This window comes from Candidatus Villigracilis affinis (assembly GCF_016705895.1).
Classification (GTDB): Bacteria; Chloroflexota; Anaerolineae; order Anaerolineales; family Villigracilaceae; genus Villigracilis; species Villigracilis affinis.
In genome coordinates this window covers 70,094-83,756 of sequence record NZ_JADJKT010000043.1, presented here as the reverse complement: position 1 = coordinate 83,756, position 13,663 = coordinate 70,094, and the positions used below count along the sequence as shown (strand labels likewise).

Here is a 13,663-nt window from a genome sequence, read left to right as displayed (position 1 = left end):
TGCACCATCAAATGCACCACGGTGCAGTTGGTGTAAAACTCCTGCGCGAGTATGTCCGCTGTCATCGGCGAATTTCTTGATCAGGAATTCGTAGCCGTTGTAACTCATCTTCAGGCGTTGGTGAGTCAACGAAAGCGATTGCTTTGCAAAATGCTCCAGCAGATTCTTGAGGCGTGTGGTGGAGCAGGCGCTCCTTGTTTCATCCCACGGCGCGTCACCGAAGATCCGTCAGTTTGTGGGGTTGGCAGCTTCGATCGCCCGAAACGCATTCTGGATGGCTTTGCCCACATCGCTGCCTTCTCGCGCACATCGTTCCAATGCGCTTTGGGCGGGATGACAAACCTCATTCGCCATCTGCTCGGCGTAGTCTTTGTCTTCGGTCTCTGCAAACGCTTCAGCGCAGTCCGTCCCACACATCGAGAGACGCTTATAGAACAGCAGCGGAAAGATGTACTGCTTGTAATCGCCCGCGTCCACCAGTCCCGCGCAGGATGATCGCGCGCCCCATAGGTAGGATCGAGTTCGGGTTGGGTCGGGCGGTCGGTCATTGGGCCAGCCCACATTCAACAATGTCCGCAATTTGCTTCGGCTTCCACACGCCCGTCCCCATGCAGATTTGAAATCTTCAATCGCCACGTCCAAAGGCGGGGATGTCTTCGCCGATGGGCGGCAGCACGTAACGAGAAATGTTCAACGTCAATCTTCTTCTTTGATCCCCGACTCAGCGCCACCACCGCGCCCGATCCTGAATCTCTTCGAATTGATTTGCCCACGCGGCGATCTGTTCCGCGTGTTCAGGTCGAGATAGTTCTGTGCGCGTCCCTTGCGCTATGAGCGACGACGCGTCCACGATCAACACTTTGTTTTTCGTTCTTTGGTTTCTTCTTCTTGAGGATGAGAACGCAAGCGGCGAGGTCCGTCCCATAGAACAGATTATTCGGCGCCAGCCCGATCACGGACTCCCGCAATCCTGCTCAACAAATGCTTGCGGATCTGCCCTTCAACGCCACCACGGAGACAATGTCCCCCTGCGGCAGGACGACAGCCATGCGTCCGCTTTTCTCCGCCATTGATTTGACCATATGCTGCACCCAGGTAGAATACGCGTTTGAGTCAGTGGGTAAGCCCGCAAACGAACGTCCCCACGGATCGCTTTCCCAAATCTCACGTCCCCATTGTTCCAACGAAAACGGCGGGTTGGCAATCACACAATCGAAGGTTGCCAGCCCGCCTGTGCTAGGGTCAGTGAAAACGGGGTTGCGCAACGTATCTCCGCGCTCGACGACAAAATCTTCCATGCCATGCAAAAGAAGATTCATGCGCGCGACGGATGCCGTGGTTAGATTTTCTTGTCCATAGAGTTTCCCCGCCGAAACGTACGCGGATCGCCGCCCTTTGCACGGACATGCTCCACAGCACCGAACGGCCCACCGCCTGTGTCCTGAAGCGGGATCGTATACTGTCTCGCCCTCTTTGGGATTGAGGATGTCCACCATCAAACGCACGACGCTGCGCGGCGTATAAAACTCGCCCGCCTTTTTGTTGGTCGCGTCTGCAAATTTCTTGATCAGAAATTCATAGCCATCACCGATAATGTCCGTGCTAACCTGCTGATTCCCCAAGTTGATGCTGGAGCCACTGTCCGCTTATTATACGACAGGAATTTTCACTACTTGTTTTATTTCAAGCGATTTTTGAGTTCTTATATTTGTGCCAACCTGCCAGCCCTCAACTCGTCCAGCGTCCCTGCCCCCGTGGCGAACATCGTGACTTCGATCTGCCGCTTGATGAGTTCCATCGACTCAACGACATTCTCGGTGGAGATGGCGGCGGCTTTGAGGAACTGACCCGCCATGCCGCCTAGAGATGCGCCGAGGGCGATGCATTTGGCGATGTCGAGTCCGTCTTTGATGCCTCCGCTGGCGAAGACTCTCATTTCGGGCACGGCTCTTTTCACGCCGACAATTGATTCTGCAGTGGGAATTCCCCAGCCGACGAAGGTGGCGGCGAGGTGACGGGTGAATTCATCGGGGGCGCGGTGCATTTCCACCTGTGACCAGCTTGTGCCGCCTGCGCCTGCCACGTCAATGGCGCCCACGCCGCACTCGGCGAGGATTTTGGCTGTGCGTTCTGAAATTCCCCAGCCGACTTCCTTTGCAATGACGGGGACTTCGAGTTTTTTGCAAACTTCTTCGATCTTCTTTGCGAGGCCGACCCAATTCGTATCGCCTGCATCCTGCACGGCTTCCTGCACTGGATTCAAATGCAGGTAAAGCGCATCGGCTTCGATCATTTCGACGGCTTTGCGGCACTGGTCAATGCCGTAGCCGTAATTGAATTGCACAGCGCCGATATTGGCGAAGAGCAGGATGTCTGGCGCGACACGGCGCACCTGGAATGTAGCGGCTTGTTCGGGGTGTTCGATGGCGGCGCGCTGACTCCCGACGCCCATGGCGAGTCCGCATTCCTGCGCGGCTTCGGCGAGGCGCATGTTGATGGTCTCGGCTTCGGAGGTGCCGCCGGTCATGGAACTGACGAGGGTGGGGGATGCCAGTTTTTTGCCGAACAGGCTGAGGGTTGTGTCGATGCGATCCAAATCGAGTTCGGGCAGGGCTTCGTGAACGAATCGATACTTTTCGAGTCCAGTCGTCAATGCAGAGCGGACATCCTGTTCTAAGTTGATTTTAATGTGGTCTGCTTTTCTTTGATCGATGGGCGCAACTTTTTTCATAAGGCAGTGTTCCTGAGTATGATAGTCCAAAGCTGACTTGACATGTCAACTAGACGGATTACAATAAGCCAGTCAAAATTTGAACAGGAGGTTGTCATGAGTGACACATTTAATGAACTAAAAGATATCGTAAAGGACCTGCTTGGTGCAGATGAGTCAAAGATCACACCCGAAGCCCGTTTCCGCGAGGAACTCGAAGCCGATTCTCTCGACCTGGTTGAGCTGATCATGGCTTTCGAAGACAAGTTCGGCACTGAGATCTCTGATGAAGATGCCCAGAAGATCACGACCGTGGGCGAAGCTGTTGCGTACATCGATGCGCATCGCGGCGCCAAGTAAGAACGCGAAATTACTGAAAGCGATTATAACCTTAGAGCCGCCTGTCACATCAGTCGTCGGGCGGCTCTATTGATTCTTGATAGTGAATGATCGAGCGTGTTTTTCGTTTTTCCACCCCGCTCACATTGTCCCGAGGTTCTTTCGGGAAAACGAAGGGAATTTATTGCAGGAGGGTCGGAATTTCTTCCGGGTGTTTGGCAACTTTGACGCCAGCGGCTTCGAGGGCTTTGATCTTGTCTGCAGCTGTGCCTGCTCCGCCTTCGATGATCGCGCCTGCGTGTCCCATGCGTTTGCCGGCGGGGGCGGTCTGACCTGCGATGAAGGCTGCAACGGGTTTGGTCATTTTGTCCGCGATGTATTGCGCGGCTTTTTCCTCTTCACTGCCGCCGATCTCGCCGATCATGATGACCTTTTCGGTCTTGGGATCGTGCTCGAACATTTCGAGGACATCGAGGAAGTTCGTGCCGTTGATCGGGTCGCCGCCGATGCCTACGCAGGTGGTCGCGCCCATGCCGAGATTCTTCATGGCGTACAGCACTTCGTAGGTGAGTGTGCCGGAGCGTGAGACCACGCCGACATTGCCGGGGATGGCGATATCGCCGGGGATGATGCCGACCTTCGCTTCGCCGGGAGTCAACAAACCGGGGCAGTTGGGACCGATGAGGCGGACCTTCTTCTGGTCGAGGTAGTTGCGGACGCGCATCATATCCTGCACGGCAACCCCTTCGGTGATGCAGATAACAAGCGGAATGCCCGCATCTGCGGCTTCGAACATGGCATCGGGAGCGAAACGGGCTGGGACGAAGATGATCGTCGCGTTTGCGTCGGTGGCTTCCTTGGCTGTTTTTACAGAATCGAATACAGGGAGTTTTCCATCGAGCACCCACTCGCCGCCTTTACCGGGTGTTACACCGCCGACCACATTGGTGCCATAGGCGACCATCTGTGTGGTGTGGAATAAACCTTCATTGCCTGTAATCCCTTGAACGATCAGGCGTGTGTTCTTGTCTACTAAGATGCTCATGGATTAGCTCCCTTTCTTCGCGGCTTCAACAGATTTCTTCGCCGCGTCGGCGAGGGTTTCTGCGGTGATCATATTTGCATTTTCGAGCAGGCGGCGGCCTTCTTCGGCATTGGTGCCGACAAGGCGCACGACCATTGGAACCTTCGGCTTGACTTCTTCCATCGCCGCAAGGATGCCGCGGGCAACTTCATCACAGCGGGTAATGCCGCCGAAGATATTGAAGAGGATGGCTTTTACGCTTGGGTCGGTGAGGATGATGCGCATGGCAGCCGCTACTTTTTCTGAGCTGGCGCCGCCGCCCACATCGAGGAAGTTGGCTGGTTCGCCGCCGAAAAGTTTGATCACGTCCATGCTGGTCATGGCCAGACCTGCGCCGTTGACCATGCAGCCGATGTTGCCATCGAGCTTGATGAAGGAGAGACCGTATTTGCGCGCTTCGATCTCGGAGGGCGCATCTTCGTCGGTGTCGCGCAACTCGGTCAGGTTGGGCTGGCGGAAGAGCGCGTTATCGTCGATCATCATCTTGCCATCAAGCGCGATCATCTTCTTATCTTTTGTAATGACAAGCGGATTGATCTCGGCCAGGGTGGCGTCTGAATTCTTGTAGACTTCCCATAAGCCCATGGCGATCTTGACGAAATCCTTCCAGTACTCGCGCGGCAGGTCGATGGCGACAGCGACATCGCGGGCCTGATATTCACGCAGACCGAGAAGGGGATCGATATGAACCTTGATGATCTTTTCAGGAGTCTTTGCGGCTACTTCTTCAATATCAATGCCGCCCGCAGCGGAAGCGATCATAACGGGCTTCTTGGCAGCGCGGTCATCGGTGATGGCGAAGTAGATCTCCTGATCGATGGCGGAGGCTTCATCAACAAGCACCTTGCGGACGGGCAGGCCTTTGATCTCCATGCCCAGAATCTGCGTGGCAAGCTGTTCCGCTTCAGCGGAGTCTTTGGCAAGTTTTACGCCGCCCGCCTTGCCGCGTCCGCCGACCAACACCTGTGATTTAATAACAACGCGGCCACCCAACTCTTCAGCAATTTGTTTTGCCTCATCAGCGGTAGCCGCAACCCTTCCCTTGGGAATCGGGATGCCATACTTTGAAAAAATTGTCTTTGATTGGTATTCGTGGAGTTTCATTAGTCTCCCTCGGAGGATGTTTTTTTATAAAGCACGGCGGATTATACACCAGAAAAAAATCCTCGCAAGCTAAAAAATAGTCGTAGACAAAAAGCAAACTCCGAATCTACAGAAAACCCGGAGTTTGCTTTTTGATTTTGAAACGATCTGACTACGGCAATGTAAATCGCATGATGCGATTGTTCAAACTATCGGTGACCCAAACGTGGCCTTCACTGTCAATCGTGATCCCGGAGGGTGACCCAAAGTTTGCGGCTGAGTCGCCGAAATCACCCCAGGTACGGAGGAGTTCCCCGTTCGGGTCAAATTCCATTACGCGGTATCCATCAGGGTCTGTGATGAAGACATGCAGTTCATCGTTCACGGCGATGAACGGTTTGTTATCCACCGACTGGCCGAACCAGCCGTACACATCCCATTGTTTGGCGGGCAGGAAGGTGAGTGCGCCATCGGTTTCCACGCGGGTGAATGTCTGCACGCGCTGATTCCATGTGTCGACAACGTACACCGTTCCATTTTTATCGACGGTGATGCCGACCGGTTCATCGAACTGACCTGCATCGAGACCCGCAGAACCAAATTCGGTGATGAAATTGCCGTCCGCATCAAATACGACCACGCGCTTGTTCCCGGTATCCGTCACGTAGACTCTACCCTGTTCATCTACAGCCAATCCGCGCGGACCATAGAATGAATCAGGCGCTTCACCCTGACCGAAAGAGCCCCATGCGGTAATGAATTTTCCACTTGCGGTGAATTTTTCGATGCGATGATTCCATGTGTCGGTTACATAAACCGAGCCGTCTGGTCCAACCGCAACGCCCCAGGGTTCATTGAAAGTGCCGTTGCCAACTTCAACGCTTACGCCGTCGGCAAAGGTTCCCCATTGATTGATCATCTTGCCCTGCGGATCAATATGGATAACGCGGTGGTTGCGAGAGTCAGCGACATACATGGACCCGTCACTAGCGAAGGCCAGCGCGCGCGGCGCATTTAATGGTTGTTCGAACGATTCAAACATCAGGTCTGCTGAAAGCAGAACATACTTCCCTTCGGTGGGGTCTTCCACAGTCACGGCGGCGGACGGAGCCAGACCGTAATTCCAGATCTGTGAAGCGACATCCTGACGAATGTAAAGACGCATCTTTGCAGATGGGTCCCATGTGGAAAGGGTCAGATTTGTGCGGCCCTTGGCTTCGGCATATTGGGTGTAATCACGGTTGAGCCAAATTTGAATGACGCCAGCGCGGATCTGCGGGTTGGTGAAGGCTTCGCAAAAGGTCGTGTAATCTTTCGATTTCACCAGTTTAAGAAAACTAAGCAATCCACTGCAGGCATAGTTTTCATCGAAGGGTTGGGTGGGATCGCGTTCTTCAACAATATTGAAGTAGTCCTGCATCGGCCACCACATGCGGATGTAATCCACGCGGTAATAACCCGGACCGATGGCCTGCTCGATCTTATCGAAATTTTTCTCATCGACAATGATGACGACCGAATCGCGCAAGGCGCGCGTAGGCTGGTCAAACGAACGCTGATTGGTGTAATCACGCAGATACCAAACGAAAGGCCATGAGACGCCCGTGTTGGGCGCGCTGGCGTCGTAGGAAATGGCCACACTCATTCCGCCCGTTGTGCGCTTTGAAATTTCCTCGGCTTGCTGCATGATCTCTTTGATTCCTGTCGCGCCATGCGCATAGACAAGAAATTCTGTTGCCTGATCGTATGTAATGTAGGAAGCACGAAATGCAGCGCGGCCTGTCAGCACTGCTAAAAAGGCGAAGATCACCAGGACAAATATGTGCCGAATATCCTTGAAGGTCCACTCTTTGAAAAAGTAAGTAACACCCACTGCGCTGAGGATGGCGATGATCGTTGGCAGGAGGAATGCACTGGTGGCTTGCAGTTGTTCCAGCGCCTTGCCCTGGAATGGGGGAGTGGAGCCATTGAGCGCAAGCACCATACCCATCACGCTAACGATAAAGACAGTCAGCGTGGCGAGAGTCAACGGGATGCGTTGTTCCTTGAGTTTTACCCAATCGGTCGTGTCGATGATGCGCCCCAGTGCCCAGCCTGTGATAAGGATCATCGGCAGGGTGATGTGAAGGGTGAGCCAGGGCATCCTTTCACCTGCATAGGTGAAGGCGACCATACTGATAATGCTCCACCAGACAAGCAGGCTAAAGGTGTTCGGGAAATTCTTTTCCTCGGTGTCGGTTTCATTCTCCGATAAAAGATTGATCACTTCTTCATTCTGATCGACCACATCCTCTTCTATGCTGGGGAAGATCCTGCGGCGGAAACCTAGGACAAGTGCCAGCAGGAATCCGAGCGCAGGTAGGAATTCGTAGACGGGGACTTGAACGAGCAAATAGTAATACCAGGGCTGGCTTCCGCGCTGGACATCCTGCTGAACGATCCAATAGCCGAGAGAGCCGATGGTGCCAGTAAAAAAACCGTCGCTGTTGGTGAATACAGTGGTGTAAAGAATTGTGAACGGTACCCAGAAGATCAAGGCGATCTTCCACCATTTTTCCTTGTTCCAGATCAGACCCACCACAGCAGAGATGATGAACATGAGAATCAGCAGCCCACCGATGGTGAGGATGGATTTTATGTCACCGCTCAATGCTTGAACTTCGGGCGCGGTGGTGGGGATGTTGACGTGCAGCCAGCCTTCCAGTGCCTTGATCGCAAATGGCGTAAGCATGGGCAGGACGATGGTCCCTGCGACCATGAGCAATTCAAAGGAACGCTCGTTACGGATGCGCTCCCATGTATATCCACGGATCAGGAATACGGCGGCGGCCACGAGCGCGATGACGGCTAACCCAGCGAGGATCAATGTTGGGGCAAACGAACCAGTTTCGGGCGTAGTAAGAGGCGATGTTGGGGCGGCAGGATCGCTTGGCATGGCGGTCTCAGTCGCAGTGATGGTGGCGGCATCGCGGGAATACAATCCAAAGGCTACTGTCGCACCCGCGAACAAGACGGCGACCCCAAGTGCGATGATAAAGGAACGGTACTCCTTTTGCGCTTCGCCCCACGGACGGCGGGTTACTTGAACGATGAAGTACACGGCGAGGTAGATGAGCGCCTCAGCTGTATAAATAAAGGAGGTTTCTTTTGAGGTGTAATGCAGGGCGAGCGCGCCTGCCATAAGGAAGAGATATTTTCTGCCGCCCGTTTCAAGATGGCGAAGCATGACGTACAACATGACAATGCCAGAGAAACCCACGAATGACTCATTACGAACATAACGCCCGTAATAAAGCATATAGGGAGAAATGACCAGTAAGAATCCTGCGATCAGCGCACCCCATTTGCCCAGATAGCGGCGCCAGTACCAAACCATGGCCACAATGGCGATGCTGAACACTGCGGTGGGGATACGCGATGTGAAATCGCTTGCGCCAAACAGGAAATAAGTGAGCGCAACAATATGGAATTGGAACGGACCATGCATCATCGGCGAATGTTCGTAGCCTTGTCCGCGATAGAGCAGCCATGAGAAATAGGTGTGCAGACTTTCGTCATGACTCATGACGCGCGATTCGAGATCGTAGAAGCGTGTGACGATGGCAAGCAGGATCACAATTACAAAGATCGCGATCTCATTCGTAAGACTTGGCATTGCAGGATGAATGGGGCGCTCAAGCCAGTTTTGTTTTTGTTCCATTTAGATTCACCTTATTAAGAAAAGTTGCATCACTATACATCAATCAATTTGTTCTGACAAGAAATGATATGCGTTTAAGTTTAAGCGGAAGTTAGAATATCTAATATTGCGCGTAGTCAAAAAGACATTCTATTTTACTTGCTCTTTTATCAACTCGAAATAGAAAAAATTATTCAATTGACCCAGCAAGCTGACCGCACCCTGCTGCAATATCAATCCCTCGCCGCATGCGAATCGTACATGGGATGCCCGCCTGCTCCAGCGTTTCTTTGAATAGGTTCGCCCTTTCACGGGATGTCGCTTCACCCGAATAGCCCGTGGTAGGGTTGAGGGGGATGGCGTTGACATGGCAAAGCAAGCCTCTGAGTTTTGAGGCGAGTTTTTTCGCCACTTCGGGCGAGTCATTGACTCCGTTAATCAGAGCCCATTCAAAGGTCACGCGGCGATGCGTTTTTTCGACATAATATTTGCAGGCTTCCATCACGTCGCCGATCTTGTAGCGTTTGTTGACCGGCATGATCGCGACGCGCTCGGCATCATCGGCGGCATGCAGGGAGATGGCCAGGTTGACCTGTCTGTGCTCGTCGGCAAAACGTTTGATCTGCGGAGCAAGGCCCACCGTGGAAATGGTCATGCGACGCGCGCCGAAATTGAATCCATCGGCGTCGTTGAGACGGTCAATGGCAGCCATCATATTGTCGTAATTGTGGAAGGGTTCGCCCATGCCCATAAAGACGATATTCGTGACCGAAAGGTTCTCCTCTTTCAACATTTGGGCATAATACATGACCTGTGCCACGATCTCACCGCTGGTGAGGTGACGATTGAAACCCATTTGCCCCGTGGCGCAAAAAACGCAGCCCATCGCGCAGCCTGCCTGGGTGGAAATACACAATGTCCTGCGGGAGCGGGAATCCTTTCCGCTTGTGTCGTGACTATCGGCAGGGTCGCCGTAGCGCATGAGCACGGATTCGATGACCTCTCCGTCGTTCAATTCGAAGAGAGTCTTGCGCGTCATTTGGTCGGAGGAATCAAGAAACAGTTTCGGTTTCAGGGGGGTGAAATCGAGGCTTTCGGCTAGCCTGTCGCGGAGGGGTTTGGGGAGATTGGTGAATTGCTCCGGAGTGCTGTAGAGGTGCTGATACAGTCCCTGCCAGATCTGTTTGGCGCGGTATGCAGGCTCCTCCCAACGATTGACAAGGTCTGTGAGTGTCTTTTGGTCGAAATCATAGATAAGCATGTCCTGATTTTACACTACGCATCGATGAATCCGTCATTTACTCATTGTGAGGTGATGCAATCCGCAACCTGGCAAGGAGATTGCTTCGTCGGGAGGAACATCCTCCTCGCAATGGCATGGAAGGAGTATGTGAAAAGTAGGGTATTCACAGGCCAAATGATTAATCTCTTCTAATTTATACATACTATAATTCTAACCTTGTCAAAAAGGAGAAATGAATGAACTTGAAAAAAATGGACTTGAAATCACTAAAATCCAAACCGACCGTAATGTGGTCACTTGTGGCAATATTGATCTTTGCGGGCATCTGCACGCTTTTCTATGCATTCAGCGGGGGCAATGGGGATGCGGCCGCAACTGCTGATTCTGATATTAATATCATCTACACCAATGCCGCAGCGACAGTCAACGCGCAGCAGATGACCCTTCAGGCGGCGGTTACCGCCACACCGAATCTCACGCTGTTGACTCCTTCTGCTACATTCGCTCCACTTATCACGACCACAGGCCAGCCGCTTAGTTTGATCACCCCAACCCGACCCGCACCCACCAGCGGATGCGACATGTCGATCTACGTTTCAGATGTGACGGTTCCCGATGGCACGGCAATGACTGCGGGCCAGACCTTTACCAAGACTTGGAAGGTTTCCAATACGGGAGCTTGTACCTGGACCGCTACGTACAAACTCGTTTTTGTCGCGGGGGAGGGTATGGGCGGAGCCTCCACACCGATCGGTAAGGAAGTGAAGCCCGGTGAAAGCGTGGATATTTCCGTGAACCTGACCGCGCCCGCCAAATCTGGCGAGCTCAAAGGCACATGGCGGCTTTCAAATGACAAATCGGCAGCGTTCGGAGATTTACTGTGGGTGGTGATAAAGATCGGCACTGTGCCGACACCGACAAAGACTCCGGGGGTATCCAAATTAAGTAAGTAATCAGTGGGCTAGTGATCCGTAAAAAGTAAACAGCAGCGCAGAACATCATTCTGCGCCGCTGTTGTTTTTCGCCTGCAGTTGAACGGGTTATTTCACTTCACTAAATCAGCCAAACTCGCCGCGATGACATCCATTTTTGGATTCCATGCATCGGCTTGGGCTTTTGTCGAAACTCCGCTCAAGACCAATGCCGTGGGACAACCCACGCTTTGCCCAGCAGCGATGTCGGTTTCGAGTCTATCCCCGACGACGAGGGTTTCTTCTTTACTTGTGCCAAGTTTTTCGAGGGAGAGTTCCATCAAAAATGGGAAGGGTTTTCCTGCGATGATCGGTTCCACGTTCGTGGCGGTCTGGATGACAGAGATCCACGCGCCCGACCCTGGGATCTCTCCACGTGGAGTGGGGAAAGTTTTATCGGTGTTGGTGGTGTAAAACGGAATCCCAGCGCGGACAAGCAGAGTCGCTTCGGCTACTTTTTGGAAGTTGATGCTGCGGTCAATGCCCATGACGAAGGCTTGCGCCTGCGGGGCATTTTCCACGCTGAGGATCTCGAAGCCTTTTTCTTCCAGCGCCACGCGGATGCCGTCTTCGCCGATCATGAATATCTTCGTCCCGCGCGGATATTTCTGCGCGAGCATGAAGGCAATGCCCATGGCAGAAGTCACCACCTGTGAGGGGTCAATGTCCACGCCGAGTTCGGCCAGCTTTTGCTGATACTCCTCGGGCGTTTTTGTGCCGTTGTTGGTGGCAAAGACGAATTTCAATCCGCGCTCACGGATGCGTTTGAATGTGGACGGCAAATCACCGATGGGTGCATCCGCTTTCCAGATGACTCCGTCCATGTCGAGAATGAGAGCTTTTATGTTTGAGGGGATCATGAGTTTATTTTCGATTACCTGATTTTGGATTTATGTTTTTTCTTTACTTTTCACTTCTTACTTTTTATTCTTTTCCTTACTTCACAAACTTCTTCACTAAATATTTCAACACAGGCTTGTCGATCCACTGGCCGTTGGGGTCGGCGCGTTCTTCGAAGTTTTCATTGCCGATGAAGGCGTTGAATGCATCCACGAAGGAGGTGGTTTTCTTCAAATGGCCTGTGCGTTTTAATATCCCCGTTATTTGTTCAAGGGATTTGCCTTTCAAGGCGGTTCGGTCGCTTTCAGGGCTTTTTTCGAAATACAGGCGATGCAATTCGAGCAATTCACCCAGGCGCGGAACGGGGTCTTCGTGGTCGTCCACGCGGTAATCGATCCAGCGGTCAACGTAGCCGCCGTAACCGCCATTTGGCTTCACCACGTAAATGGCAGCCGACTGCCGTCCGCGCTTGTCACCGCCGGCGCGGTCACCAGCCAACAGCGCGGCATGGAGGCGGGAAGGCAAGTCGCCTTTCGTGGCAAGGAATTTCTTTTCCATCGCAGGTATCACCTTTGCACTCGCGAGGATATTCCCTTGAATTGCATAGCCCTTTCCTTTTACACCGCCCGCCCAAGGGAAACAACCGCTGCCCGTAAAGGTTGCGGCCTTGCCTTTGGCATCTACGAGACCAATCTGACGCAGTTCGCGGTCGGGATCGTCCATGAGAAGTTTGGCAAGCGTTTCATCAGCGGAAAGACCTGCGGCCATCATTTCCAATCCGCGCGGACCAAACGAGGTGTTCGCAAAAGATTGGGTTGCCACGGCCCCCGCACCTGCAATTGCCCATGGAACGACGGCACCCACAGCGGGGAATTTCGAGGCAACAGCAACACCCCAGCTATTTTCTTTTAGATCACATGCAACAATTGAAAAGGTCATGATAATTTCCGATTTTGGATTTACGATCTTGTAACTGGCAAAATCGCATCGCGCCCATTATAAACGCAAGACCCTGAAGATTTCTCCTCAGGGTCTTGTATTCGTTATGTGAATGCTTACTTGGCTTTTTCAGGGGTCTCAATGACCTGGTCAACGAGGCCGTAATCTACAGCCTGCTGGGCATCAAGGTAGAAATCGCGGTCGGCATCGCGCTCGATCACTTCCAACGGCTGGTTGGTGTGCTTGGCGAGAATACCGGTCAACAACACCTTCAAGCGCAGGATCTGCTTGGCCTGAATTTCGATATCCGTGGCCTGTCCCTGTGCGCCGCCGAGAGGTTGGTGCATGTGGACGGTGGCATGCGGCAGGGCGTAGCGTCGGCCCTTCGTGCCAGCAGTCAGCAGGACGGTGCCGAAGGAAGCTGTTACGCCGACAGCCACTGTGCTGATCGGGTTCGAAATGATCTGCATGGTGTCGTAGATGGCGAGGCCCGCATAGATCTGTCCGCCGGGGGAATTGATGTACATGCGGATTTCCTTCTCGGGGTCCTCGTGATTCAGGAAAAGCAGTTGAGCAACGATAACGTTTGCCACCTGATCGTCAATGGGCGTGCCCACGAAAACGATGCGCTCCTTGAGCAGGAGGGAATAAATGTCATAAGCGCGCTCGCCGCGGCCTGTGTTTTCGACAACCATTGGAACTACATTCTTAAAGTCGGGAATCATCTTTGTCTCCTTTTTTTGTTGGGACAATCATACACAGAATGTATTGGATT

Annotated in this window: 11 protein-coding genes and 1 pseudogene; 2 read left to right on the top strand and 10 right to left on the bottom strand. The window is 53.0% G+C overall.

Annotated features, from left to right (window positions below):
* Positions 1–228: 228 nt before the first annotated feature.
* The 3 genes and pseudogenes from IPI86_RS25220 to fni form a co-directional block, all read right to left on the bottom strand.
* Positions 229–636 (bottom strand): type I restriction-modification system subunit M N-terminal domain-containing protein, encoded by a 408-nt coding sequence (locus IPI86_RS25220; RefSeq protein ID WP_345300806.1) that lies wholly within the window; start codon positions 634–636, stop codon positions 229–231.
* Between the two features lie 158 nt (positions 637–794).
* Positions 795–1,622 (bottom strand): annotated as a pseudogene (locus IPI86_RS25215) (N-6 DNA methylase).
* Between the two features lie 80 nt (positions 1,623–1,702).
* Positions 1,703–2,731, bottom strand: a complete 1,029-nt coding sequence (fni, locus tag IPI86_RS25210; protein WP_345300805.1) for a type 2 isopentenyl-diphosphate Delta-isomerase — start codon at positions 2,729–2,731, stop codon at positions 1,703–1,705.
* 96 nt (positions 2,732–2,827) lie between these two features.
* On the opposite strand from fni, the gene acpP reads away from it, so the two are divergent.
* Positions 2,828–3,070: an acyl carrier protein gene (acpP, locus tag IPI86_RS25205; protein WP_345300804.1), complete on the top strand. Its 243-nt coding sequence runs from the start codon at positions 2,828–2,830 to the stop codon at positions 3,068–3,070.
* A gap of 160 nt (positions 3,071–3,230) precedes the next feature.
* Here acpP and sucD read toward each other — a convergent pair whose 3' ends face one another.
* From sucD to rlmN, 4 genes are all read right to left on the bottom strand, one after another.
* The gene (gene sucD, locus IPI86_RS25200) at positions 3,231–4,094 is read right to left on the bottom strand and encodes a succinate--CoA ligase subunit alpha (protein ID WP_345300803.1); all 864 of its coding nucleotides are present in this window, start codon (positions 4,092–4,094) and stop codon (positions 3,231–3,233) included.
* Positions 4,095–4,097: 3 nt separating this feature from the next.
* The gene (gene sucC, locus IPI86_RS25195) at positions 4,098–5,237 is read right to left on the bottom strand and encodes an ADP-forming succinate--CoA ligase subunit beta (protein WP_345300802.1); all 1,140 of its coding nucleotides are present in this window, start codon (positions 5,235–5,237) and stop codon (positions 4,098–4,100) included.
* A gap of 151 nt (positions 5,238–5,388) precedes the next feature.
* A complete protein-coding gene (locus IPI86_RS25190; protein WP_345300801.1) occupies positions 5,389–8,916 on the bottom strand; it encodes a flippase activity-associated protein Agl23 in 3,528 nt (1,175 codons plus the stop codon).
* A 169-nt stretch (positions 8,917–9,085) separates the two neighbouring features.
* Complete coding sequence (gene rlmN, locus IPI86_RS25185) at positions 9,086–10,156, bottom strand: 23S rRNA (adenine(2503)-C(2))-methyltransferase RlmN (RefSeq protein ID WP_345300800.1); 1,071 nt, start codon at positions 10,154–10,156, stop codon at positions 9,086–9,088.
* A 218-nt stretch (positions 10,157–10,374) separates the two neighbouring features.
* Here rlmN and IPI86_RS25180 point away from each other — a divergent pair, with 218 nt between their 5' ends.
* The gene (locus IPI86_RS25180; protein ID WP_345300799.1) at positions 10,375–11,091 is read left to right on the top strand and encodes an NBR1-Ig-like domain-containing protein; all 717 of its coding nucleotides are present in this window, start codon (positions 10,375–10,377) and stop codon (positions 11,089–11,091) included.
* A gap of 92 nt (positions 11,092–11,183) precedes the next feature.
* Here the strand turns inward: IPI86_RS25180 and IPI86_RS25175 are convergent, their stop codons facing one another.
* The 3 genes from IPI86_RS25175 to IPI86_RS25165 all read right to left on the bottom strand — a co-directional run bounded on the left by IPI86_RS25175 (position 11,184) and on the right by IPI86_RS25165 (position 13,613).
* The gene (locus tag IPI86_RS25175; RefSeq protein ID WP_345300798.1) at positions 11,184–11,969 is read right to left on the bottom strand and encodes an HAD-IIA family hydrolase; all 786 of its coding nucleotides are present in this window, start codon (positions 11,967–11,969) and stop codon (positions 11,184–11,186) included.
* Between the two features lie 76 nt (positions 11,970–12,045).
* Entirely contained in the window at positions 12,046–12,888 is an 843-nt protein-coding gene (locus IPI86_RS25170) for a DUF1028 domain-containing protein (protein WP_345300797.1), read from the bottom strand.
* 116 nt (positions 12,889–13,004) lie between these two features.
* Positions 13,005–13,613, bottom strand: a complete 609-nt coding sequence (locus IPI86_RS25165; RefSeq protein WP_345300796.1) for an ATP-dependent Clp protease proteolytic subunit — start codon at positions 13,611–13,613, stop codon at positions 13,005–13,007.
* Positions 13,614–13,663: the final 50 nt, after the last annotated feature.